Origin of the sequence: Propionicimonas sp. (assembly GCF_049840635.1) — a bacterium.
GTDB lineage: Bacteria > Actinomycetota > Actinomycetes > Propionibacteriales > Propionibacteriaceae > Propionicimonas.
The window spans coordinates 1,754,579-1,778,800 of sequence record NZ_JASGKL010000005.1 but is presented as its reverse complement, the minus strand read 5'-3'; the positions used below and the strand labels follow the sequence as shown (position 1 = coordinate 1,778,800).

At 66.1% G+C, this 24,222-nt stretch carries 16 protein-coding genes; 8 read left to right on the top strand and 8 right to left on the bottom strand.

Annotated features, from left to right (window positions below; genetic code table 11):
* Positions 1–111: 111 nt before the first annotated feature.
* Positions 112–558 (top strand): hypothetical protein, encoded by a 447-nt coding sequence (locus QM779_RS13870; RefSeq protein WP_428536203.1) that lies wholly within the window; start codon positions 112–114, stop codon positions 556–558.
* 1,121 nt (positions 559–1,679) lie between these two features.
* Positions 1,680–2,573, top strand: a complete 894-nt coding sequence (locus QM779_RS13865) for a hypothetical protein (protein WP_428536201.1) — start codon at positions 1,680–1,682, stop codon at positions 2,571–2,573.
* 67 nt (positions 2,574–2,640) lie between these two features.
* Here QM779_RS13865 and QM779_RS13860 read toward each other — a convergent pair whose 3' ends face one another.
* The 8 genes from QM779_RS13860 to QM779_RS13825 all read right to left on the bottom strand — a co-directional run bounded on the left by QM779_RS13860 (position 2,641) and on the right by QM779_RS13825 (position 19,875).
* The gene (locus QM779_RS13860) at positions 2,641–4,410 is read right to left on the bottom strand and encodes a hypothetical protein (RefSeq protein WP_428536199.1); all 1,770 of its coding nucleotides are present in this window, start codon (positions 4,408–4,410) and stop codon (positions 2,641–2,643) included.
* Complete coding sequence (locus tag QM779_RS13855) at positions 4,407–5,411, bottom strand: hypothetical protein (protein ID WP_428536197.1); 1,005 nt, start codon at positions 5,409–5,411, stop codon at positions 4,407–4,409. Before QM779_RS13855 ends, QM779_RS13860 begins: the two co-directional genes overlap by 4 nt.
* 182 nt (positions 5,412–5,593) lie before the next feature.
* Positions 5,594–7,396: a hypothetical protein gene (locus QM779_RS13850; RefSeq protein ID WP_428536195.1), complete on the bottom strand. Its 1,803-nt coding sequence runs from the start codon at positions 7,394–7,396 to the stop codon at positions 5,594–5,596.
* Positions 7,393–9,027, bottom strand: a complete 1,635-nt coding sequence (locus QM779_RS13845; RefSeq protein ID WP_428536193.1) for a hypothetical protein — start codon at positions 9,025–9,027, stop codon at positions 7,393–7,395. Before QM779_RS13845 ends, QM779_RS13850 begins: the two co-directional genes overlap by 4 nt.
* Positions 9,028–9,843: 816 nt before the next feature.
* Positions 9,844–10,437 (bottom strand): hypothetical protein, encoded by a 594-nt coding sequence (locus QM779_RS13840; RefSeq protein WP_428536191.1) that lies wholly within the window; start codon positions 10,435–10,437, stop codon positions 9,844–9,846.
* Positions 10,438–10,870: 433 nt separating this feature from the next.
* Positions 10,871–17,197 (bottom strand): RHS repeat-associated core domain-containing protein, encoded by a 6,327-nt coding sequence (locus tag QM779_RS13835; RefSeq protein WP_428536189.1) that lies wholly within the window; start codon positions 17,195–17,197, stop codon positions 10,871–10,873.
* Positions 17,198–17,494: 297 nt separating this feature from the next.
* Positions 17,495–19,597, bottom strand: a complete 2,103-nt coding sequence (locus tag QM779_RS13830; protein ID WP_428536187.1) for a hypothetical protein — start codon at positions 19,595–19,597, stop codon at positions 17,495–17,497.
* Positions 19,598–19,734: 137 nt separating this feature from the next.
* Positions 19,735–19,875, bottom strand: a complete 141-nt coding sequence (locus QM779_RS13825) for a hypothetical protein (RefSeq protein ID WP_428536185.1) — start codon at positions 19,873–19,875, stop codon at positions 19,735–19,737.
* 194 nt (positions 19,876–20,069) lie between these two features.
* Here QM779_RS13825 and QM779_RS13820 point away from each other — a divergent pair, with 194 nt between their 5' ends.
* The 6 genes from QM779_RS13820 (at position 20,070) to QM779_RS13795 (ending at position 24,222) form a co-directional block, all read left to right on the top strand.
* Complete coding sequence (locus QM779_RS13820; RefSeq protein WP_428536183.1) at positions 20,070–21,227, top strand: sensor histidine kinase; 1,158 nt, start codon at positions 20,070–20,072, stop codon at positions 21,225–21,227.
* 31 nt (positions 21,228–21,258) lie between these two features.
* Positions 21,259–21,879, top strand: coding sequence for a response regulator (locus QM779_RS13815; RefSeq protein WP_428536181.1), 621 nt, complete (start codon positions 21,259–21,261; stop codon positions 21,877–21,879).
* Positions 21,880–21,955: 76 nt separating this feature from the next.
* Positions 21,956–22,750: a metallophosphoesterase family protein gene (locus QM779_RS13810; protein ID WP_428536179.1), complete on the top strand. Its 795-nt coding sequence runs from the start codon at positions 21,956–21,958 to the stop codon at positions 22,748–22,750.
* Between the two features lie 5 nt (positions 22,751–22,755).
* On the top strand, positions 22,756–23,316 hold the full coding sequence (locus QM779_RS13805) for an HAD domain-containing protein (RefSeq protein WP_428536177.1): 561 nt from the start codon (positions 22,756–22,758) through the stop codon (positions 23,314–23,316).
* A complete protein-coding gene (locus tag QM779_RS13800) occupies positions 23,309–23,947 on the top strand; it encodes a DUF3841 domain-containing protein (protein WP_428536175.1) in 639 nt (212 codons plus the stop codon). The genes QM779_RS13805 and QM779_RS13800 overlap by 8 nt, the downstream gene beginning before the upstream one ends.
* Positions 23,944–24,222, top strand: a complete 279-nt coding sequence (locus tag QM779_RS13795) for a hypothetical protein (protein ID WP_428536173.1) — start codon at positions 23,944–23,946, stop codon at positions 24,220–24,222. Before QM779_RS13800 ends, QM779_RS13795 begins: the two co-directional genes overlap by 4 nt.

Below are 24,222 nucleotides of genomic sequence, written 5' to 3'. Positions count from 1 at the left end.
CTACCAACGAGGGTCGGTCTCAATCTGAGATCGACCCTCGCTGCTGTCTCATGGTGTACGAAGCTGCGCTCATGCCCGCGAACTGTCAGCGGCTCCCGATACCTTCCAGTCATGGCAAAGAACAAGCGTGTCCCCGATTTCATGCTCGAGACCTTCTTGGAGAGTGGAGGCGGGATCGGGCTCTCCATCACGCTATTCGTCAAGGGCGTCGTGATCACGGGCAACATCACCAAGGTGTCGGACTTCTACCGCAAGGCGGTGGTGGAGCAGCTGGACGTTGACGGGTCGGTGGGGCTGGAAGACTTCGCGAAGGAACTCGCGGAGGAGGAAGCCGAGTACAAGCGGATCAGCGATCTGCCGGACGAGGAGCGGACGGAGGACCAGCGCAAGGCTGTGGCTGCCCCCCACAACTTCATCAACCTTACCGATGCGCATTACCAGATCGGCGACGGCTCGTTGGTGCCTGGAGGCGAGAAGGGCCTTAACGTGCGTGTACGCGCCGAGGCTGTCGATGCCTGGGTGCTGGGCCGCATGTCCGTCGAACGACGCGCGGGCTGAGGACACTGAATAGTGGTTTAACCTCGGGCGGTTGGTCGCCGGAGATCACCATGGACTTGCGGGCGAGGACGGCCGCATGGAGGAACCGCGCCACCTCCTGCGGCATCATGCCGCCCGCGGCGAGGCGGCGCAGGTCGATGTCGACCAGCGTGTGCTGACGAATCGTGACGCTCGGCCGGTAGGGCCGATCACGACTCAACAGCCGAAATGTTCACGACTCAGGCGTGAGATGTTCACGACTCAGGGTGCTGGCAGCCTCGTGGATGGAACGCAGATCCTCGATCTATCCGCTTCTGAACGCATGGAGCGAAGAGTCGGCGGCGCGGCTCAAGACGCTGTCTGTTCGCTTAGGCTGAACGACCGAAGGCCAGCTCACAAACCGAGGTGGCGTTCCTCGATCGAGGAACGCCACCTCGGCGCGCCGCCTAACCTCTCGCGGCCATGCCACCTTCAATGCCCTACGCCTGGACCTTGCTAGTCCACCCGACCTGCTACGCCGTGCCGCTCATGGCGGACTACACCTTCTGGCACGTCCCGTAGGCTATTCCCTGTGCGAGGTCGACACGGAAGCCTAGGATCTGTCTCAGCGCGGCCGACCCTAGTGCTCGCAGGTACCAAGGGATGTCATTGCACCGGAAGTTGTTGACGGTCCCGCTGACGTATCCCGACCTTGCGTCCACCGCCCAGGACTGACGCGAACCGCCGCACCCAACGTGGACTTGGTAACGCCCTCCGGCGTTGAGCGTGTAGGCATAGTTGGCTTGCGATAGCCCGCCGAGAACGTACGGCATCGACCATGACGCCCAGCCCGATGTGCTGGATTCGGCCTGGATCCAGACGCCCTGGACGGTGCTGTTGATGCAGGTCACCGTTCCTGACACACGGGTTGCTGCGGCGGCGCTGGTTGCGCCATTGAGTCCCCACCCAGCGCACATGATCACGCTGGCGAGGGAGAGCGCAAGTACACGAAGAACTCGGTTCATCTCTTCCTCCTTCTAGGCAGAGTTGTGATGTCTTGACGTCGGTCATGGCCATGGCTTGCTGTCTCAACTAGAATGACAGACTCCAAACTTCGGATACAAGACTTCAGACTTCATGTCTGTTAAGGAAAGGCTGAGATAGTGCTGGATGACGATCCGCTGGGCCGCGGGGCTTCGCGACAGCGATTGAGCGAGGACGAGACCACGCGACGCATGATTGAAGCTGGCGTGCGGATGGCCGCTGAGCAGGGCTTGAGAGTGAGCTTCGATCTGGCCCGATTCGAAGATGTCATCGTTGCGGCGGGCGTCTCGCGATCTGCCGTGTACAAGATCTGGCAGAGCAAGGACCTGTTCTACGTCGAACTGCTGCTTCGGCTCGCCGGAGAGACACATCCGGTGATCGCCGCCTTTGACCTGGAGACGATCCGGACGGCGGTCGGTCTGGCATCGGAGCATTCCGATTGGCTCAGTTCGACCGATGGTCGGCGATCCCTCTTCATCGAGATGTGCCGCCTTGGGGCACTCCAGAACTTCAACACTCTCGTCGAGCGCTCAGAGTGGCAGACCTACATGGCGCTTCACGCAACGTTGCTGTCACTCCCCGGCAACCAGTTCCAGCAACGGATGCGCGAGGCGCTGGGGAAATCGCAGCGAGGCTTCATCGACAGAATGGCGAGCTTCTACGGCAAGTTGAGGGATCTCCTTGGGTTCAAGTTCCGCGACTCAGTTGAGCCTGTCGGCTTGGATGAGTTTGCGGCCCTCGGTGAGGCGATCGTGATAGGGCTAGCCCTAACTGCCTCGTCCACTCCTGAGCTTGCGGGGCGTCGATTCGTCATCGATCCCTTCCTCACTGGCCAGATCGCCGAGTGGTCGTACCCAGCCCTTGGCTTCGCGTCCATCGCGACTGCTCTTCTGGAAGAGGACCCGTCCGTGACTTGGGACGATGCCCGCCTCCAGGCTGTGGCCGAGAGCCTCGAGGCTCTTGTGGCGACCAAGCCTGAAGAGTGGGCGGACGTAGCATCCGAGATGCTTTGAGCCGCAGCGGCGCATACTGCCGGGTTCTACATAGGACGAGGGCGAGAAGTGATGCAATCGGGTGCCCTCAGCGAGTTCCCCGATCACGAGGGAGGCGGGGGCCGTAGCCGAGCTTTTCCCTTCGACGTTCCTTCTGCGCCTTCGTGGGCCCTCGTCCTTTGGCGTCGACGGGGACGGGATCTTGGAGCCAGCGTTCTGTCTTGCGGAGGTTGATGGCGACGACGTCCATGGCGACGAACAGGTTCGCGGCTGCGAATCCGCGTACCCGGCGGCGGTCGGCGATGTGCATCGCGGTGGCGGTGCCGAGTTTGAGGTAGCTGTTGAATGACTCGATGGACTGCCGAAGTGTGGTGTACCAGGCGAGCCACTCTGGTGTTCCGTACTGTTTGTCCTGGATGAGCCTGGGGAACCTGCTGGTGGCTTTGAAGGTCACGACACCGGATATTGAGGTGCACAGCGCGCTTCGGTCGTGCTCGTCTGGTAGTTCTCTGGTTCTGATCGGCCACAGTCCGACTGTCTTGGGATCTTCGCGGGGGCGGAGCGGGCATGTGACTGTGGGTGCTGGGCCTGCGGCGGGGCACATGAAGCGGCCGGTCCCGTTCGGCTGGATTCCCCCGTGAGGCTTGAGGAGGTAGCGGCCTCGCTGTGCGACACGCTGGTCGTATTCGGCTTGGGTGATTCGTCGTCCATTGACGGCGTCGCCGTAGCGCAGGTCCTGTGTCGCAGTGATCAGCTTCTCGCTCGCGGCCATGGCTGGGCAGTAGAGGTTCCCTTCGAGTAGCAGGGCGCCTTGGATCCGCCGCGTTCTGGCGGTCTCCTTCTCGGTCAGGTCCCACAGCAGTTTGTAGCCGAGTTCGCGTGCTGGTCCGGCGTAGTCCTCTGTCACCGGTTTCGGTCCGTAGGCCCTGTCTCCTGCGAGGTAGCTGGCGGGCATTCCGGCCGCGTGCATGCGGCGTAGCGCGTCGATGGCGTGCCGTCCCGGGCTGATGCCGGGCGGGTGGAAGTTCATGCCGACGACGAGGAGCGGGAATGTGGCGACTTCGTCGGGGAAGTTGGCGGCCATGACGACGAGGGTCGTCTCCCATCCCCACGAGATCTTGCCGAGTTTGGTTCGTTCGGCTCGGCTCATTGTTCGGAGGTCTTCCCCGGAGACTCCGTGGTCTTTGCGTCGGATGTAGTAGCCGGCGAAGGGTTCGCTTGCGACGAGGTCGTCGTCGCCGATGGCACTCGCCCAGGGGGTTCCTTTGCCGCAGAAGGCTTGGACGAAGGTGGCGTCGACGCAGCAGTTGCCTTGCCATCGTTGGCGGTACTGCTCGGGGACGGCCCGGTAGGTTTCGGCGAGGAGCGCGTTGGTCAGTTCGAGGAGCCTGCGCTTGCGTTCCTCGACGAGCCCGTCTGGGAGTGACAGCTCGTACCTTCTGAGTTCTGCGAACGTTTGCTTGAGTTTCTTGGGGCCTGGGTGGGGGTCGATGACGTCGAGGGTCCGGTGGAGTGATCGGCTGACCCTGGCCCGGATTTCGTTGAAGGTTGCTCCGGCCGTGTCGAGCCCGAGAAGGGTGAGGCTTTCACTGTCGAGTCCTCGCAGGATGAGACTGGCCATGGAGTCGACGGTCTGCGGGTGGCCGCTGCTGGTGACGAGATGCAGGACTGTGAGTACTTGCTCATCCGACAGCCACGATGGCATTCCGCCTCGGCTGACCTGTCCAGCGCGTCGCCGGTCGTCGTTGCGCCAGTTGCGGAGCAGGTCGGGTACGCCGGAGCGGCGCACGAGGCCGAGCGCGTCTCTGACTTGGTCCGGGTCGGCGCGCACGTGCCGCGATTCTCGTGAGATCGTCATCTGGTTTGGCCTTCGTTGACGTCTTGATCCGATTCGGGCGGTTGTTCGGATGGTCTTGGTGGGGAGTCCAGGGTTGTGCAGACGGTTGAGTCGGGGGCGCGGTGAAGGTTGCGGAAGGCTGTCCGGTAGTCGTTGAGCGGCGCTGTCTCTACCCAGGGGAGGTACCTGTCGATGGCGGTGAACGTGTCGAACCCGGCAGCAATCCGTAGCGCATCTGCTGCCACTCCACGGCTGAGGTGGCCCACAATCCAGGTGGCGCGGAGCCTGCGGCCGGTGATCGGGAACCCTGTGTCGGTGTCGAGGCGGACATTCCAGCCTGGGCGGTAGACGGGATTGTCGGGTGCGCGGTACGCGCGCAGGACTTTGCTTCCGGGCTGGGTGGTGCTGGCCAGGTTCACGCACAGTTCTTCGTATTCGGCCAGGACGGGGACGAGCCGCGCGTGGGCGCCTCTGACCGCTACGAGCACACCTTCGTTGTCGCGTGTCACATCTTCGGGCTGGAGTTCGCCAAGCTCGCCGGTACGGAGACCGGCACCGAGCCCGAATGCCACGATGCAGCTGGCGGCTCTTCGGCGGTAGGGGGTCGACTGCTCTTGGGGCCAGGCGCGAATCATCCGGATCTGGTCTTCGCGGTAGGGCGCGCTGGCGTCCGGGTTGGCGTTGGGCGGCATCCGGATGCCGCGGCGATGCTCTGGGACCAGTACGTCGGCCATGGCCAGAAGGCAGGCTCGATGGGCGATCCTTGAGCTGTACGAGTTCCGGGCCATGACGTGTGCGGTGTAGAACGCGATCCGCTCGTGGTCGAAGATGTCCGCCCGCGTGAGGGCGCAGCCGGCCGTTCCGAACGCCCAGGCTGCGTACTGGGCGAGGCTGGACAGGTAGGCGCGTGCGTTCGCACGGGCGGCGCGTGAGAAGTAGTCCGACGCTTGTGACTTGACGAACTCTTCGACCGGCCGCCATTGGTCGGCCGGCATGTTCCTCGGCTGGTATGCGCTGATCATCGCCAGGGCGGTGTCCGAGGGTTTCTCGGCTGCTCTGCGTCGACTTGCCATCTTGCGTTTCCCCCCAAGCAACAGACGACGGGAATCCCGTCGTCTGTTGCACCATACGGCCGTGCCCCGCCTGCTGTCTACTGCAACAGACAGCGGCCGGACCCCGGCTCTGCATCCGCGTCCGCGCGCTCCTAGGCCGCCTCTTCGCGGTCCCTTGCGTCGACGCTCACTGTCCCGGTGCGTTTCCCGCGGGGGCCGTAGCCCACGTCGTCGCGCCTACGAAGCTTCCTTATGGAGAGCGGGCCGCGCCCCTCCGAATCGGGCTGGACCGGGCTCTGGAGCCAGCGCTCGATTTTCCGGTCGTTGCCCGCCGCGAGAATCATCGCGACACAGAGTTGCTGTGCGGCGAAGCCCCTCACCCTGCGGCGGTCGGCCGAGGCGAGTGCAGTGAAGGCTCCGTCCTTGACCTGGTTGTTGAACGACTCGACGGTCTGCCGCATCCGGGTGTAAGTCTCGTACCACTCCCGGGAGCCGAAGTGGAGTTCCTGGAAATAGCGCGGATATGTGGCTCCTGGCTTCATCGTCACAGTGCCGCCGAGGCTCGAGCACAGGCCGCTGCGTTCGTCCTTGCGGGGCAGCTCTGCCCTCTTCACGTTGTGAAGGCTCGCCGACTTGGCGTCGTCACGCGGACGGAGGGGGCAGATGACGGTCGGCGCGTCTCCGGATGCCGGGCACCGGAACCGTGCGCAGCCATCGGCCTCCATGCGGCCATGCGGCTTGAGGAGCAGCTTCGCGCGGACGTCCACCGACGCCTTCCAGTCCCCGAAGGTGGTCTTCTCCTTCGTGGCCGGGTCGCCGACGCGATGGCTCCGGGTCGCGTTGACCAGTCCGCTGTTGCGCATGATGGCCGGGCAGTACAGGTTGCCTTCCAGCAGGACCGCACCATTGACCATCTGGGCCTTGCCCAGGTCTTCGTCCTTCAGTTCCCACACCAGCTTGTACCCGAGTTCTCTCGCGGGACCTGCGAAGTGCTCCAGCAGCGGCGAATACCCGTACGCACGGTCGCCGACAAGATAGCCGGCGGGCATCCCGGCGGAGCGCACCAGGCGCAATGCCCTGACCGCGTTCGGCCCGGGTTCGAAGCCAGGCTTGTGGAAACTCATGCCGAGGCACAGCAGAGGGTACGTCGGTTCCCGCTGGGGGTCCTCCATCCCCATCAGGATGGTCGTCGCCTCCCAGCCCCACTTCGCCTCGCGGACCATCCACTTCGTCTTGGCATCCTTCGCGGCGAGCATTTCCGGGGTGAGCCCATGGTCGAAGCTGTCGCGGACGTACCAGCCCGCGAACGGCTCGATGGAGACGACGCGGCTGCCGTCGGCGTCTTCACGGCGTGGGTTGCCTGCGCTGGTGTAGGCAGGAACGAAGGTTGAGTCGACGCTGCAGTTTCCGTTCCATCTCGCCAGGTAGGTGCTGGGCAGAAGCCTGACAGAGGCCATCACGATGGCGTTGCTCAGTTCGTGCAGCCGCTGGAGACGCTCTGCTTCCACGGTGCGGTCGAGTGATTCCTCGTACTCACGCTGTTCCGTAACGAGCTTGCGCTCCTTCTTGGTGCCGGGGTGCGGGTCGAGCACGTCCAGCAGCCGGTGGAGCGACCGGCTGACTCGCTCCCTCACGTCCCTGGGGCCCATCCCGGAGGGGTCGACGCCGAGCAGCAGAAGTGCCTCCCTTTCGAGCCCGTGGTAGACGAGGCTCGCCATGGCATTAACGGTCTGGGGCCGGCTCGCGCTGGTCACGGTGTACAGCAGCGCGAGCACAGCCGCGTCGTCGAGCCATGCAGGCATGCCGCCCTTGCCGGTGCGCCCGCTGGACCGCTTGTCGTCGGACCGCCAGCCGTCGAGCATCGCGGCCGCGCCGGAATCCTCGATGAGTGCGACAGCCCGCGCGACGTGTTCGGTCCTGGCGATGATGTGCTCTGACAGATGGACCCGGCTCATCGGGTCTTCCCTCCGGCCTGGGTCCGGGCCTTCCTCTGCTTGGCCTGCTGCGCGAGCGACGCGAGCCTGAACTCGCGGTACCTGTGGTGGTAGGCGTTGGCGTTCGCGCGGTTCGCGGCATCGAATGCCTCATCGAAAGCATCGAGCGAACCAGGGTCAATCCACGGGCGGAACCTGCCGAGTGAGGTGATACCGCTGATGCCTGCCGCCAGAAGTACGGTCTCCGGCGGCACGTCTCGGTTGAGGTGGCTCAGAATCCATGTGGCTCGTAGCCGGCCCAGGTTGATGGGAAACCCGCTGTCGGTCTCAAGCTTTCCTCCCCACTTGGCGATGGCCGAGTTTGAGCTTGTTCCTACCCGCTCGGAACGGAACACCAAGGACCCCGGCCGTACGGCTTGGGCGAGAGCAAGGCACTGGCTTTCGTAGGCGGCGAGGATGGGGACTGCGCGGGGTGCCATGCCGGTGGTCACGTTCACGAGGACACCGTGTTCGTCGCGTGTGACGTCCTCGCGGGTGATGGTGCTCAGCTCACCGGCGCGGAGACCGGCACCGAGGCCGAAGTTCACGATGCACGCGGCGGCGTGCTTACGGTAGGCGGACGACAGTTGCAGCGGCCACGCCCTGACCATTGAGACCTCGCGGGTCGAGTATGGGGCGGTTACCTGCCGTGCGAAGCTGGTCATCCGGACGGCGCGGCGTCCGGCCGGCTCAAGAAAGTCGGCCATCCGGAGCAGCCGCGCACGGACCGCTGCCCGCGTGTTGTCGGTCATCCCGGTGAGAACGGATGTCGCGTAGTACGAAATCTGCTGGGGGTCGAACACGCTTTCACGGGTGAGGTCGCATCCTGCAGCGGTGTTCGCCCACACGACGTAGGGGGCGAGTGCGCTCAGCAGCTTTCGCGGCTGCCGCTGTCGGGAGTGGGGGAGGTAGTCGAGGACGGCTTGCCTGACGAACGGTGCCACACGGGACCAGGCATGCTCGGGGAGACTTGCTGGGCAGTAGGCGGCGACCGTCTGCCGGTCGAGGTCGGTGATGTCGCGCTGGGGTGGTCGATGCCGGGTGGGCACCGGGATGCCGTCGGCTACCTCGATGGCCCGCCACCCGTCGTGAATGCTCCCATCCGTGTCATCCTCGGCAGCTGCATTGTCTGTCGCGGCAGACAAGGTGAGTCGGAGGCGGCCGCTGCGCTGCCGCTCTCGTAGCGTGCGGGCATGAGTTCCCGTCCGCGTCGCGCTCCGCGGGAGCTGACTGACGACTGGCCGGAGGTCCCCAGCGGCGACCCCGCCGCTGAGGCCATCAGGCTCTTCGTGCTTGCGCTCGGCGACGCCATCGGCCCTCTCAGCCTCCGTCAGGTCACCGCTGTCACCGGAGTGAACCACGCGGCCATCGGGAAAATCGTCAGCGGCGAGGCGTGGCCCGATGCCCGCACCGTCGCCCTCCTGGAGGCCGGGCTGAAAGTTCGCTTGTGGCCAGACGTCGGAACGTCCGGGAAGCACTCGGCCGCGGCTGGTGACGAAGTAGGCCATGTCAACCGGGCCGATGACGTCGGTGATGGTGACGGCGAAGCTCGCTGAGACGGGGCCCCTCAGCATCTGCCGCCCGGCAGCTGTCAGTTCGTTGCTGTTGTTCACGTCCGTAGTGGTGGGCGGCGTGCCGCAATCATCCGGGTATCGGGCGCCGGAAATCGCCGGATGATGACGAAATCAGGACGATGCTGCAGACATTCTCACCGTCCTGCTGGTGACAGCACCGACCCTGCACACGCCCTACTCTCTGGGAATGTGAGAGAAGGCCGGGCCCCGAACACCTATTGCGTCGAGCCGTGGCGGTTCTCTGAACCGCGAAGCCTGCGATGGGCGCCGCTCGACCAAGCGTCTTCGGCGGAGCGCAGCGGGCTGTCGGCGGCGAAGATCCAGGCGGCAACGATGCACACGGTCGCCGCGTGGTCGAGAGAGCGCAAGTGGTCCAACGCGAAGCTTGGGCGGGAGTCGGGCTTGGGGGCGGCTCGCGTTGGCCGGCTCATCCGCGGAGAGACATGGATGAGACTGGATGACGCGACCGCCCTGGGAGACGCACTGGGCGTACACGTGCTCGCCGGCGCCGCCCTCACGGGCCACGCACTCCAGATGCGCTGGACACATGCCCCCCGCCCTGAGATGCGCGCGCCCCATCTGGGCGGTGCCTGAACGCGGCGCCCGAATGCACGGGGTTCCGACTTGAGGCCACGCACCATGTTGGAAAGAACGCTCCACGTCGACGTGCTGTCCGTACGGCACGGCTGACGACAAGTCGCGGCAGGGCGCATCGAGTCGGGCGCCCCGGTCGGCGACTATCCGAGACGGTGCCCGGGGCACGCTGGCACTCTCGTGATCCCTACGGAGATCGTGCACAGCCCGGGCGACTGGGCTCGCCCAGACCAGCGGTTCACAACGAGCCGGCGGGAGACTTCAGATCTGGGGTGCGTCGGCGACGAGTCTGAGCGCGGCCGTGCGAGGGCTCCACCATCGTGAGAACACCCCCAGATAGATGAGGCAGGCGACGAAGACGATCAGGAAGCCGGAGGCCGCGATCCAGCTGCCCAGCTTGCCAAGCGCGGACGAGGCGAACAGCAACTCGAAGATCATCGCCGCGGACAGCACCGCGAAGATGATGGCGTTCCGGCGGCGTCCTCCGCTGACCACTGTCACGGCGTACCTCCAACCCAGGACGAACTGCCTGTCGGCAAGCTGCCGCCCAGTGGGTGGCGGCGCGAGCCGCTTCGACAGTCCAGCAACGATCACCGCGGCCGCGATCAGGTAGATGACTGGCCCGAACAGCAGCGCTGGAACGGGCCGCGCGAGGTACCGGATGAACTCTCCGGCAACGGCGCAAAGGATGCCAATGAGGCCGACGACGCGAGGCGCCCTGGTGGCACGAAGCCAAGCCTGCACGCCCGCCTTCTGGCCGTCCTCATAGCTGCCGGGCAGCACCGAAGGCTGCGTTCCGAGCACGCCCGACTCACGAGTCGGCTCAGGACGGCTGTGACTGACGGCTTCGTTCATTCTTGCTCCTTCAGAGGTCACGGATCGACTCGTCGCGGCGAGGCATCTGCGCCGACCTGGTCGATGGGAGGAGTGCCCGACGAAACACCCGCCTGCACCATGAGGGGCTCAGGGCGCAACCACTCAACCGACCGGTCGATCCGCATGCGACTCGGCAGGTCGAGCCTGAGCGATGCTCATCCGCTCCACCCAACGAGTCGAAGCTGGGACACCGGATCCCAGTGATCTGGAGGCCGCCGTAGCAGTTCACTTGCCCACGGCATTCCACGCTGCACCCACTGCTGGCGCCAAGCTTCGTAGGAGTATCCGAGGTCGTCGTCGGTCACACCGAACTCGAAGCCGCAGCTCCAGCAGATCTCGTAGGATGCTCCATCTTCCGAGCGCGGCCTCTCGCTCAGATGAGGCCAGCCGCACACAGGGCAGGTGAACTCGGTCATGGCACCATTGTCCCGGGCTGGCGGTCCCAGTAGGTTGCGCTCGTTGGTTTGAAGAAGGTCTTGGTTTGTCCAGACGCACTGAACGATCCGAAGGTGTTAGACGCTGGGTCGTAGATCCGGATCGTCCCATCGGGACCGATCTTCGTGGGTAGGTTCGCCTTGCCGCTCCGCTGGAGGAACTCGGATGCCATCTGTGCATACTCGTCGGCCGAGTTCGCCCCAAAGTCACCTCCGTGACGCGCAAAGTGGTCTGCGAGAGTGTTCGGATTGGCCCAGCTCTCCTCGCTGGAGAGGCGGACCAGAGGAGACTCGGCGCTAGCGACCACATCCGCGCCACTTGCCTCGATACGCGCACCAGTTCCGATCAGAGATACCCCTCCAGCGACCGAACCACCGGAGGCGAAATCGAGTGTGCCAGCGGCGACGCTCTCCGCCGCACAGGCAAGTCCACCGGTTCCTACACAAGCTGCCGCAAGGAGCGCGACGCCAGCGATGATCGCGACTCCTCCTGCGAGCTGAACCAGCGCGTCTTGGATCGTCACGTTGGGGTCCACGTTCTCGACCGGCTTGACGTTTCCCAGGCTGGGGCTCTGATAGGAGTTCGAGTTCCCGCCGTGAAGGGCGTTCCAGGAAGCTTCCGGGTCTGGTGGTGGGGCGGTAGTGGGTGGTGGCGCTACCCATGGCTTTTGGTTGTAGTCGTGGATCTCGCGCTGGCGGAGACGGAAGAAGGCAGCCTGCGCTGCACGCGCCCTGGCCGCCGCGGCAGCCCGTGCCCTGGCCGCCGCGGCAGCCCGTGCCTTCGCGGCAGCGATGGCGAGCCGTCGCATTAGCCAGCGGTTCGCTGCGCGGTCGGCCTTTGAATTGCAGGTGTCGATGCACATCCGGTACCACTGGCCGGTCGGGTCGGCCTGGGTGACGGGCGTGTTGTTCGCGTACAGGTACGGGTTCCATTGCAGCGGGTCGCTGGCGTCCTGGACCGGGTCTACCGTGATGAATCTGCCCAGTGCGGGGTCATAGTCGCGTGCCCCGACTCGCGTGAGCCCGGTGGCGTCCTTGGTTCCACCGACGAAGCCACGTTCGCCTGTCCATGTTGTCGGTGCGGTGCCACGGGTCTGGCCGTAGGGATCCTGCCATGTGGTTTGGACGGCACCGGTGGTGTTGTTGACCTGCTGGTGGGTGGTGCCCTGCCAGTCGGGGATCAGGATGGTGACGGTGTCGTTGCTGGCTCCGGTCCGGACCGCGAGGGTCTTCCCAGCGTGGCTGTAGTAGCGCAGGGCCGTGAGGGTGGTGGTGCCGCCGGTCTGCGGGGGCTGGGTGCCGGATCCGGTGACAGTGAGTTCGGTGCCGCCGAGATAGAGGGTGGTGGTGTTCTTCTCCTGGCGGATGATCCGGTTGCCGCTGGCGTCATAGACCATGCGGGCGACTGTGGCGGCTCCTTCCTTTACCTGGGTGAGCTGGTTGGTGTCGTCCCACACGAGGGTTTGCTGGTTGCCATCAGCTCCGGGTCGGCTGGTGGTGTTGCCAGCTTGGTCGGCGCTGTAGGTGCCTGTTCCGGTTGCGCTGCCGGTCGTCGTGGTGCCGGTGATGAAGTGGGGGGTGACCGAGCTGGCGCCGTCGTTCGGGTAGGAGTAGGTGGTGGTGGAGCTGGTGGTCTTGGTCCGGTCGGTGCGGCTGGCCGTCTTGCCGGTGGTGCCTGTTGTCCAGCTTGTCCAGTACGGGGAGGGCCCGGACAGGTTCGCTTGGCTTCGGGCCGCGGTGTCGCAGGTTGCGGTGTTCGGCGTCCATGCTTCGGTGAGTTGCTGCTGGTAGTCGTAGCTGAAGCACTGGTTGTCGACCTGGCCGTCGGCTTCGGTGGCTTTGACCTGGGTGACGTTGCCGGCGTTGTCGTAGCCGAGGTCTGTGTGTTCGTCGGTGACGCCAGGGCTGACTTCGCGGTTCAGCTGTGTGCCGGTGAGCCGCATGGTCGCCAGGTCGTAGCTGTAGCTGGTCATGATGGCGTTGCCGGCCTGGGTGCCGAGGACGAGGCCGGACAGGCTTGCCCATTGCAGGTAGTAGGTGTTGGTGACGTAGGTGGCGGTGGTGCTGCCGAGGGTGCCGGTGAGTGTCTTGGGCAGCCCGGTAGCGGTGTACCCGTAGGTGAGGGTTTCCGCGGGGACGGGTCCGGCTGCGGGCAGTGTCTGGCTGTTGGTGCTGCCGTCGGCGTTGTAGGTGGTGGTCGAGGTGTAGCTGCCGGCCAGCTGGGATCCGATGAGGCCGTCGATCTGGGGCACGACGGTGGTTGTGCTGGTCGCCCGGCCGGCGTTGTCGTAGCTGTCGACGCGGTTGGTGATGGTGCCGCCATCGAGGTGGCGGCTGGTGGAGGTGACCAATCCCTTCTTGACGGTGTCGTAGACGGTGTCGGTGAGGACGGTGGTGCCGTCGCCCTTGGTGGTCTTGGTGGCTCTGCCGAGGTTGTCGTAGAAGTACTTCAGGGTTGTTCCGCGGGCGTCGGTGGTGCTGGTGAGCTGGTTGCCGGTGTTGTAGCTCATCGTGGTGAGGCCCTTGTCGGGGTCACTGGCGGTCAGCTTGTTTCCTGACAGGTCGTAGGTGTAGTCCCACTTGTTGCCCTTGGTGTCGCTCATGCGGGTGAGGTTCCCGGCAGGGTCGTAGGTGTAGCTGGTGGTGATGCCGGTGGCGTTGGTGTCGGTGCCGAGATGCTGGGTGAGCTGTGTGGTCCGGCCCTGAATGTCGGTGACGGTTGTGGTCGGGGTACCGCCGTTTGGCGGCGTGACGTCGGTACGGTCGCCGCCGTAGCTGCTGAGTGTCTGCCACTTGTACGTTTCGGCGCTGTAGAACGCGTCTCGGGTCTGCCGGTCGGCGAAGTCGAAGGTGTACCGGTGGGAGTTCAGGATGCTGGTGCGGACGGTCGGCTGGACGAGGGTCGAGGATGGGGCGTCTGAGTTGTAGTAGCTGTCCTCGAGGACGGCGTTTCCTCTGGAGTCGTAGCGGGTGTCGCTGATGAGCCTTCCGCTGATCGCGGCTTGGCTTTGGACCTGGCGGGTGCGCAGCAGCGAGTCGACGAGTTCGACACTGGTGGAGTAGTCGGTGCCGTTGGGCAGCAGGGTTTTGGTGGTGACGCTGCTGGGTGCGGTGTTGCTGATCGTGTAGGCGTATGTGGTTGTGGCGGTCTGGGTGGCCTTGTCGCGGCCTGGCTTCCAGACAGAGGTGATCCGCCCGAGGGCATCGATCGCTGCTTCGGTGATCTGCCCGCCGGCGTCGACGGTCTTGACGGGGGAGTTCCAGCGGGTGTCGTAGGTGATGGTGGTGGTGAGGGGCGTGCCGGTTCCGGAGCCGTCCGGGTCTGGCGTGGTGGTGGCCATGGTGGAGAGCAGGCCGCCTGTTGTCTGGGTGAACGTCGTCGTGGTGGTGTTGCCGAGACTGTCGGTGGCCGAGGTGACGCGTCCCCACTGGTCGTAGGTGCTTGTGCCGGTGGTGGTCCAGGCGCGGCTGGTGCCGGAGCCGGTGAGCTTCTGGGTCTTGGTTTCGAGCGCGGGCGCCGCGACCGGGTCGGTGTAGGCCGCGGTGCCGTAGTAGTGGCGTGTCGCGGTGAGGACCTGGTTCTGGTCGGTGCCGGTGGAGCAGAGCGCCGGCATGGTGCTGGTCTCGGCGACCTTGTCGATTGGGCCGGTGGCTGTGTTCGACGGGGCGGCGTAGCTGGTACGTGTGCACGTTTCGTCGCCGGTGACGCTGGTGTCGCCCTGTGATTCGGACTCGGTGGGCTGCCCGTAGCTGTCCCAGGCGAGGGTCGTGTCGATGCCGGTGCGGGTCCCGCCGGTAGCGAGCTTCTGACGGCTGACGGTCTTGGCTGTCCCGATCTGGCGGGAGGTGAGCCGGCCGTCGCTGATGCCGGTGGTCACGTGGGGGTCGGTGATCGTGCCGGAGTCCTCGGTGCCGCCAGCAGCGGTGAGGGTGCGTGACTCCCGGGTGATGCCGGACAGCCAGTCGTCGTCGGGCCAGGTAGCGCCGGTGGAGTCTGTAACGGTGACGGTCTTGGTGCCGCCGGAGTCGTTGGCGCGGTCTCCGTTCATGCCGCGGAAGAAGGTGTCTTCGCTGACGTCCTGGGTGGCCCCGGATCCGCTGACGGTGGTGACCCTGCCGTAGCCGCGCCATTCGCCCCAGGTGCGGTACTTGGTCTTGATCATGGGCGAGTCGCTGTAGCGCCATGCGGCGCCGCCCGTGTAGGTGTAGCTGGTCACCTGGTCCGCGGAGATGTCAAGGTTGAGGCTGGTGAGGTTCACGTCACTGGCGGCGACTGGGTCGTGGACGGTGACGGACTTCACGACGTACTTGTTGAACCACTGCAAGCTAGGGTCGGCGGTGCCGTCGGAGTACCACACGGGCATGCAGCGGGTCGTGTTTGTAGGGATCTGCGCGGTGGTGGGCACGGTGGACGCGGTGCATTCGGGGTCGGCGTAGGTGACGATCGTCTGGGCGCCGGTTTCGGCGGTGACGACGGCCAGGCGCGGCTTCTCGAGGGCGACACTGGAGCCGCTGATGCGTGAGTCCAGCATGGCGGGGGTGAGGGTGACAGCTGGGGTGGAGATGGCGGTCCCGGCCTTGCCGGTGTGGGTGATGCTCGCCAGCCACAACGATGGTGTTGCGCCTCCGTCGGCGGGTGCGGGGAACGAGCCGGCCAGCGACCAGGAGTCGACCGTGTCCCAGCCGGTTCCGGCAGCGTTGCGGGTGTACGTGTCGATCTGGGACAGCCGTTTGCGGGAGAAGAACGTCGGCGAGGTCTTCTCGCTGGGGCAGTAGTCGGACTGGCAGTAGGCGTCCATGGGGACGTCAGGCCACGCTTTCGCGGTCGAACTCTTGGGAGCAGCCGTCTTGCAGCTGGACGAGACGGTGGTGTCGCAGCGTTCTTCGACGGTGAAGGTCACCTTGGCTGGTGAGCCGTCGCTGGTTTCGGATCCTTGACGTTCGCCGTACTGGATGCTGGCGAGGTAGCCGCCCCGGTCGTAGGACGTCGAGGTCGACAGGTTCTCCTTGTACTTGTTCGCCTCCTTCGCATACGTGTAGGTGACGGTGGTGCCGGTCGGGGACACGACGTAGTCGAGGTTCCACCGCCAGGGCCGCTGCTTGAAGCTCTTGGAGAAGGTCGAGCTGTAGCCAGGTTCGCCAGAGTTGTTGGCAGCGACGGGGACGCTCCACACCGAGTTGGTGGCTGCGGCGCTGGTGGCGTCTGACTTGCCCTTCCCGAAGAAGTACTGGGTGCCGTCGGGGGTGGTGACCCGCCAGTACTCGTTGTTGTCGGTCGTGTTGCCGATCTTGGCGACCCGGGTGCCGTCGTCGGCTTCAAGCCGCCAGTTGGCGGTGTTCCCGTCGCGGACCAGCTCGCCGGAGTGCCCGTCCATAGAGAGGAAGGCGTTGTCCCATGGCTGGTCGTTCGTCTTCTTCGAGTCGGTGTACCAGCACAGGTCTACCGCGTTGGAGGACTTGTTTGATGCCCCGGACCTGTCGTCGTAGCAGCCTGCGTACTTGCGTTCGATGAACGAGTTGGACAGTTCGAAACCTTCACCGACCCAGGAGGCTTGGTTGTTCGTGTTCGACACTCCGCCGTCGGTTCCTCCGGAGGAGTAGGAGACGACAAGGTTCGGGGTTAGGGCACTCGGCACGGCCGGCACGCGCAGCGGGTAGGTCCAGTGGAAGTCGCCGGATGATCCGCCGGCGGACCAGCTGGAGGATGGCTTGAGCGAGGTGGCGCCGTAGTCGCCCTGGTCGCTGGACGTGGAGGCGACTGCAGCGAGCACCATGACGGCGGTGTCGGCGGTCTGTGTGGTGTCTGTGCTGGACGCGGAGGGGCTGGATGTGGCTGACGCGGTCGCGGTGGGTTGGGTCGCCTCGGTCGCGGTGGGCTGTGCAGCCGCGGTCTCCGTCGGGCTGGGTGATGTGGTGGCTGTCGGCTGCGCTGAGGGATTGCTGTCTTCGCCGGCGGGTGCCGTGATGGTTGCGGTGAGCTGCTCGGTTTGGGTGTCGTTGACGGCGCCGAGGTCGGTCTGGGTCTGGCATTGCGGCTCGTCGGGCGTGGTCAGGGCGCATTCGGGGAGTGCGACGAGTCGGAGGCGGCTGCCGTATCCGGCGCCGGAGGCGTCGGCGAAGCCGGAGTAGTCGAGGCTGACGGTCTGGACTGAACCCGGAGCGGTCTGGAGTTTCGCCACCACGCCGGGCCCGACGAGTTTGTCGCTGGACTGCCTGTCCAGGACCGTGACTGTGGCCCGGTTTGCGGCCGGGCTCGTGCCGGCCGGGGTGCCGATCCGGATCGGTGTCGTGCCTGCTTGTGCCATGTCCCCGTGCTTGACGCTTGCAAGGTCGATGCTCGCCTGCTGCGCCGCCGGCCAGGTGACTGGCCGGGCGGCGTAGGCGCCAGGCTTGCGGACAGTCTTCCGGGCGGCCGCCGGGCTGTCCTTCACGGCCACGCTCGTGACGCTTTGGAGGTCGGGTTTCCATCCGGCCGCCATGGCAGGCGCTGCTGCCCAGTGCTGCAGCCCGATGGCGAGCGGGAACACCAGAAGGGTTGTGGCGGTACGAACCTTTGCGCGCATCAGCGGCCTCACGTCTCGAGTGCTGGGTGAATGGACGGGTCAGGTGAACTGGATGGTCTGGTTCAGCGCTGCGGAACTGGTCGAGTGGGCGTTCTTGATCGCGACGCCGACCACCGGGGTCTGGCCCATCCCGAAGGTTCCGGCCGGGATGGTCAGGTTCCCGTCGCCCGGCAGTACCGGGCAGTTGTCGCTGGTGTCGGCGGCGTTGAGGTCGAATGGGGCGCCGTCGATGGTGACGCAGGCTTCGAGGCCCGTCCTGCCCGAGTCTGAGGCGTCGGGCGTCACGTGCATCGTGAGATTCTGCGAAGCGGGAAGCGTGGTGGTGCTCGTCCAGCCGGCAGGCTTCGTCCACGTCCAGGTGGGCTGCTTCGGGGTCAGGTCGACGGTGAACTTGAACGTGGGCACGTTCGCCGTGAGTGTGTACAGGCCGGTGTAGCTGTTGTAGGTGCGCACGCTGACCTGGTATGCCCCCGAGGTGAGCCCGGTGAGGCCGATCTGTGCCTTCTCGGTGGCGTCGGCAAGTACACCTGCGGAGTGCTGGTCCGTCACGATGGCAGTCGAACCGCGAGTCACGGTGTAGACAGCCTGAACGCACCTTGAGTTGGCTCCGCGGCATCCGTAGCCGCTGGCGAGGGTTGCCGTGACTCCGAGATTGACGTCGGCGCGTGTGGTGACAAGCAGACCCTGCGGGTCGCTGACCGGGTTGTCGATGGTGAACGCGGTGGGGGCGGGCGGCTCGGGTTCGTAGTCAAGGACAAGTTTGGGGGAGGTGGAGGTGTTCTTGTACTCCCGCCAGCCCATCTTGTCGGTCTCGTCGGCGGAGTAGATACCGACGGTGACGGTGGTGCGGGTTCCGTAGACACCGCGTTCGTCCTGCAGCATCCCGGTGATGTTCCACTCCTGCACCTCGGTCGTGTCGCAGTAGTCCTCGTGGCCGACGGCGAGGTAGGTGGTAACCGGGGACCAGTCGTGCGAGTCGGGCAGGTTGCTCCATGTGGTGTCACTGCCGATCGCGTTGAACAGCTTCACTTTCTCGCCGGGGTAGCTGGTCGATGTCGACTTGCACGGGGAGTGCTGCGGGGAGTGGGTCTGGGTGTACTGGAACTTGCCTCCGGCGATCTGCGCCGCGACGAACGGGGCTCCGCTGGTGTTCGTCGGCCAGTGGAACTGGTAGTACATCCGGGACTTGTAGTACGGCGATGTCCAGCCGTTGTAGCCGATCTTGCCGCGGTCGCCGATGTCGTCGTTGTACTTGTTGAACTCCTGCGTGACGCGGACGGCGTAGCTCTGGTCGAGAACTGCGGCGGACGGATCGATCACGACGGGGTAGGTGGTCCCTGGATCGTCGAGGATCGACTTGGCGTCGGTGCCTGTCGTGAAGGTGGCGGTGTCGCTGGCCTGGGACACGGTGACCGGAAGCGAAGCGACTTGGGCACCTTCGGCGGGTTCGAGGACATCCTGGATGGTGGCGTTGTCGTCCTGGCCGGTGGAGTCCCAGATGTAGGCGGGCCTGACAGCGATCTGGCTGCTGGCGTCGTCCCCTGTGTAGATCACGGCACCGTCGGCGTGCTTGGCAGCGTCAAGGTCGGAGGCTGAGACGCTGATCGGCACCTGCTGCGCGGTTGGGGATTGCGCAGCGTCTGCGTTCTTGACCACCAAGTAGGTTTCCGCGCCCTCCACGGTCGCTTTGACGACGAGGTCAATGCCGGGCGACACCTCCGGGTAGGTGGCGAGGTCGCCGTCGATGCTGGGGGTCGGCAGCGGGGACGGCCAGTTGAGCGACACCGTGTTGTCACCGTCTCCGACGACTGCGATGGAGCCTGATCCGCCTCCGGAGATCGTGATGTCGGCCGCCGCCGCGGCCGGGTGGAAGGTCCCGTCCGAGCCCTCGGTGAGGGTGGTCGAGGGTTCCTGCCATCCGCCGTTGCCGTCGGGAACCCGCGCCACTCCGGCTGTGAGTTCGGCTCGCATCAGCCCGGTCGCCGGGTCTGCGGTGATCAGAGTGTGCTCGTCAGTGAGCGCTCCGGCCACCACGGGCTCACCGGTGCGCTTGGCCTTGGCCATCGCCTGGTCGGCGTTCAGCTGGGCGGCCGCGGCGGGGGTGTCGGCGGGGTCGGCGATCCCGGCTGGCGGAGGGACCATCAGCAGACCTGTTACGACAGCGAGTGCTGTGAAGGCTGCGGCGGAGCGTCTGCGGCTCATGTTCGTTGTGTCTCCTGGAGCGGGGGGTGGGATACCCGGGCCTGGATGCGGCTGCGGGGGATGGATTCGGTGAGTTGCTAGTGGCAGCCGGGCCAGGAGGGGAAGTAGTCGCAGATGGTGTCGGCGTGAACGGTGCCGGCGGTTGCCGGGTGTGCCGGAAGGGCGATGGTGAGGCTCAGCGTGAACGCGGCGGCCAGACGAGTCAGGAGGAGTGCCATGGCGCGATCATTCAGCGCGCCACCGAGCGGCACGGCCCGGATCACAGGTGAGTGTCCGGGTGGGTAATGGGCATGATCCAGTTGGACATCGGTGGGTTCATTTGAGTGTCCATGTGGGCTACCTTCTTGCTCGGGGAATGGAGCCAGCCGACCCGCCAGGCGAGTTCGGTTCGGAGCGGTGAGGATCGGAAGGAATGATGAGCCGTCGGCGTGCCGCGCCGGACCAGGTCAGCTGGCTAGCGCGGATGGTGGACAGCGGGACGCTGGAGGCTGCGCTCGCGGGCCTGCTCGCAGTGCTGGTCGTCCTGCTGGACGGGTTGACGGCTCAGCCGTGGCAGCCTGTCGCGCTCGACCTGACCGCGTGCGTGCTGGCGGGCTTGACGCCGCGGTGGCCGCGGGCGGCTGGGGTTTCGCTTGGTGCGGTGCTGACCCTCTACGTGTTCATTCCGGCGTCGTGGGGCACTTTGGGTGAGTACTCGCTGCTGATCCCGATCCTCGGCACCGGTATGAGAGGCAGCCGTCGCACACGGCTGTTCATGACGCTCGCCTACTTCGTGATTCTGTGCGCCGAGGCGGTCACTGACGATCCGGCTGGCCGGACCCCGGTGATCGGCTGGATCGCCTGGGCGGTGCTGATCGCTGTGCTGTGGCTGATCGGCAACGTCTATTTCGCGACGATCCATGCGCTTCGAGCCGGGAAGAAGGCTGAACTGGTGCTTCAGCGGCAGGCGCTGGCCCGCAGCCTCCACGACACCGTGGCGCGATCCTTGACACGTGTGGTGATGGCGGCCGAGGCGGCCCAGCTGCGCGGGCATGCGTCCGGCGCGGATCTCGCGCTCATCTCAGACGCGGCTGCCCGGAGCACCGACGAGCTTCGTTGGCTGATGGCTCTGCTGCGCGATCCGGACGAGGACGCCGAACTCAACGTGGAAGACCCGACACCCCTGGACCGGGCTCTCACCGAAGCCCAGACCGACTTGGCGAGCCACGGTTTCGTTGTCGCCATGAGCGCCGAGGGAGGATTCGAGCGGCTCAGCCGGACGCAGAGCGAACTACTCGGCGCCATCGCCGCGGAAGCCTGCGGCAACATCGTCAAACACGCCGAGCCGGGCACGGCATGCGCCATCATCGTCAAGGTGGGCGAGCAGGACGCAGAGATGGTGTTCGTGAACCGGCCGCGCAGCGAGGCGCGCGAGCCGAGCAGGTTCGGATCCATGGGCCTGTCGAACGTCCGCGGGCGCGTGGAGCAGCTGGGCGGAGAACTGGTCGTGGAACGCCAGCCCGACCAGTGGTCGGCACGGGTCCGGGTCCCGCTCGCCCAGGACGGCAGCCCGCCCGAGAAGGTGGCCTGAGGTGAGCTCCGCAGATCCTCCCATCCGCGTCATGGCGGTCGACGACGACCTGTTCGTCCGCGAACACCTGCGCGACTACCTGGCCGCCTCGACCGACCTGGTGCTCGTGGCGACCTGTTCGAGCGGGGCCGAAGCCGTCGAAATGGTCAGGCGCAACCCGCCCGATGTCGTCTTGATGGACATCCAGATGCCGATCATGGACGGCATACAGGCGACAGCAGCCATCGGAGCGATCGCCCCGGCCGTCAAGGTCGTCGCGCTCACCTCTTTCGGCGACGATGACGCTGTCGCCGAAATGCTGAACGCCGGCGCCGCCGGGTTCTTGATCAAGAACACCAAGCCGCAGGCGCTGATCCAGGCGATCAAGGCGGCCCACAACGGCCTCACCGTCTATCCGGCCGACCCGATCCGCCGGTGGGGCCAGTCGCGGCGCCGGCCCGTCGCCCCGGTGCTGACCGAACGGGAACGCCAAGTCCTCGACCTCTTGGCCGCCGGGCTCAACAACCGGCAGATCGGACAGGCAATGTTCGTATCGGCCTCCACGGTCAAGAACCATCTGAGTGACCTGATGGACAAACTCGACGCACCGTCCCGGATCGGCGTGGTCGCCCGCGCCCACGAACTTGGCCTGCTGACGCGCCGCGACACCTGACAGCCTGTCAGACCGCCCTGCCACCATCAGCCTCAGGGCGGCGGCTGTACCTGGCGGCCGCCCGAGGGGGCTAGCAATGTTCGTGGATCTACCGGTGGAGCGGCTTCTGCTTGCTGGCGACATGCATGGGAACACCGGCGCGGCGCTTGCGGTGATCGATCATGCGGCCGCGCTCCATGTTGATCTGATCTTGCAGCTTGGGGATTTCGGGTTCTGGAGGCAGGGGCAGAAGTTCCTGCGGAAGGTGGAGGCACGGCTGGCGGCACGCGGTCTGGAGTTGTGGTGGGTCGACGGGAACCACGAGGACTTCGACCGGTTGAACGTGCTGCCGGTCGGCCCGGATGGCCGCCGCAGGATCAGTGACCATGTGTGGCATCTGCCGCGCGGCTTCCGGTGGCGGTGGGGCGACACGGTGTGGGTGGCGGCGGGTGGGGCGGTGAGCGTCGACCGCAACTATCGGACCGAGGGCGTCGACTGGTTTCCGCAGGAGGAGCTGACCGGCGCCGAGGTGGACCGGATCATCGCCGACGGGCCGGCGGACATGGTGGTCGCCCATGACGCGCCGCTGGGGGTGCCGTTCCTGCGGCGGCTGCTGCATCAGGAGCTCCCGGCGTGGCGGCGCGAGTCAGCGTGGCCGACCGGCGTGCTGATGCGTTCGGATGAGCACCAGCGCCGCGTCCGCCGGCTCGTGGAGGGGGTGCAGGCCAAGCGGGTGTTCCATGGCCACCATCACATCGCGTACCGGGACGTGCTGGACGCCGGTCATGGCCAGGTCGAGGTGTTCGGGCTGGGCATGGATGCGGATCCGCTGTCGGCCCGCACGCTGCTGGTGGATGGTGACGGCTGGCCGATCGTGGAGGTCGACGAGTGAGGCCGGTGTTGCTGCTGGATGTGGATGGGGTGATCAACAGCTATCCCGGGCCCGGGAATGGTGCCCGGTCTGGTGTGGAGGTGTACCGGCCGCGGGACGAGGACGGTGTCGAGTGGACGGTCTGGGTCGAGCCGGAGGTGCGCGGATGGCTGGCCGAACTCGCCGACACGTTCGGGATTGTGTGGTGCACGACGTGGCGGAACGCGAACGAGGCGATCAGCCCGCTGGTGGGTCTGCCGACCGATCTGCCGCAGATCCTGTTGCCGGTGCGCGGGCGGGGTGAGCCGTTCTGGTTCTGCTGGAAGACCCCGCAGGTGCGCCGGTGGGCCGCCGGCACGCGCGTCACGAGGTTCGCGTGGATCGACGACGAGGTCAGCGATGCGGATGTTGATGCTTTGTCGGAGCCGTGGCTTGCGGGACGGCTGCCCGGCAAACGGTGGGAGTGGACGATCCAGCACACCCCGGCGATCCGCAGGGACGATCTGATGCTGGTCAGGACCCGGCCGCAGGTCGGAATGACGGAACGGCAGGTTGGGGATCTGCTCGAGTGGGGCCGGCATGGCTAGCACCATCACCTTATGGTCGCTGCAGGACCTGGAGGTGTGGGATGTGCTGCGGGCCGGCGGCGTGTACCGGACGGATCGGCAGATCGTGGAAGCAGCACAGATCGCCGACCATTCGGCGGAGTACGGGGTGGCGTACAACTGGCTCGCAGGGCAGCTCGCAGCGAGGACTGCGCCGCCGGTGCCGGGCATGTGGCCGGTGTGGGCGTGGCACACCTGCGATCCGGCTCGGCCGAACCGGCGTCCGGACCTTCGCCGGATGCGGCCAGACGTCCCTGGGGTGATGCTCGAACTCCAGGTGCCGGCCGAGCAGGTGTTGTTGAGCGACCTCAACCATTGGCATGTCCCGTTGAACGGCTGGTACGACGGCCGGGACTGGCGCCGGTTCGAACGCGAGGTCGACGCGCGCGGTATCCGGTTCGGCGACTGGGACGCGGCACCCGACCTGAAGGCCAGGGTTGTCGGGTCGTGGCAGGCGTGCCTTCGGGTCCGGCCCGACGTGTGGCCGGTCCAGGCAGTCTTGTGGGAGATCCGTCCCGAACACGTCCGCAACCATTGGCGGTTCAACGGCCGCCCCGACCGGTGGACGGTGCCCACCCGGCAGGCCGGCGAGATGGAAGGGGTGCCGCGGTGAGGGTGGCGGAGCTGGTCGTCCGGTTGCAGGCGCTGGACCCGGACGCGGTTGTGGTGGTGCCGGGCTACGAGTCGGGTGTGGACGATGTGGACCTGGTCGAGCCCGTCACGACCCAGCTGTGGGTGCTGCGGGAACGTGGCACGGCCGACCGGATCTCGAACGACCCCCAACCGCACGCCTACGACCATGAAGGTGTGCACCGGCTCGTTGCGGGCCAAGGAGTGCCGGGGGTCCTGATCGGGTCACGGCGGCACGCCGCCCGGTTGGAGGTGTGA

Coding starts and splice junctions, on each gene's coding strand:
- QM779_RS13870 (WP_428536203.1), top strand. CDS start 112: ATGGCAAAGAACAAGCGTGTCCCCGATTTCATGCTCGAGACCTTCTTG.
- QM779_RS13860 (WP_428536199.1), bottom strand. CDS start 4,410: ATGACGATCTCACGAGAATCGCGGCACGTGCGCGCCGACCCGGACCAA.
- QM779_RS13855 (WP_428536197.1), bottom strand. CDS start 5,411: ATGATCAGCGCATACCAGCCGAGGAACATGCCGGCCGACCAATGGCGG.
- QM779_RS13850 (WP_428536195.1), bottom strand. CDS start 7,396: ATGAGCCGGGTCCATCTGTCAGAGCACATCATCGCCAGGACCGAACAC.
- QM779_RS13840 (WP_428536191.1), bottom strand. CDS start 10,437: ATGAACGAAGCCGTCAGTCACAGCCGTCCTGAGCCGACTCGTGAGTCG.
- QM779_RS13835 (WP_428536189.1), bottom strand. CDS start 17,197: ATGGCACAAGCAGGCACGACACCGATCCGGATCGGCACCCCGGCCGGC.
- QM779_RS13830 (WP_428536187.1), bottom strand. CDS start 19,597: ATGGTCCCTCCGCCAGCCGGGATCGCCGACCCCGCCGACACCCCCGCC.
- QM779_RS13825 (WP_428536185.1), bottom strand. CDS start 19,875: ATGGCACTCCTCCTGACTCGTCTGGCCGCCGCGTTCACGCTGAGCCTC.
- QM779_RS13820 (WP_428536183.1), top strand. CDS start 20,070: ATGATGAGCCGTCGGCGTGCCGCGCCGGACCAGGTCAGCTGGCTAGCG.
- QM779_RS13815 (WP_428536181.1), top strand. CDS start 21,259: ATGGCGGTCGACGACGACCTGTTCGTCCGCGAACACCTGCGCGACTAC.
- QM779_RS13810 (WP_428536179.1), top strand. CDS start 21,956: ATGTTCGTGGATCTACCGGTGGAGCGGCTTCTGCTTGCTGGCGACATG.
- QM779_RS13800 (WP_428536175.1), top strand. CDS start 23,309: ATGGCTAGCACCATCACCTTATGGTCGCTGCAGGACCTGGAGGTGTGG.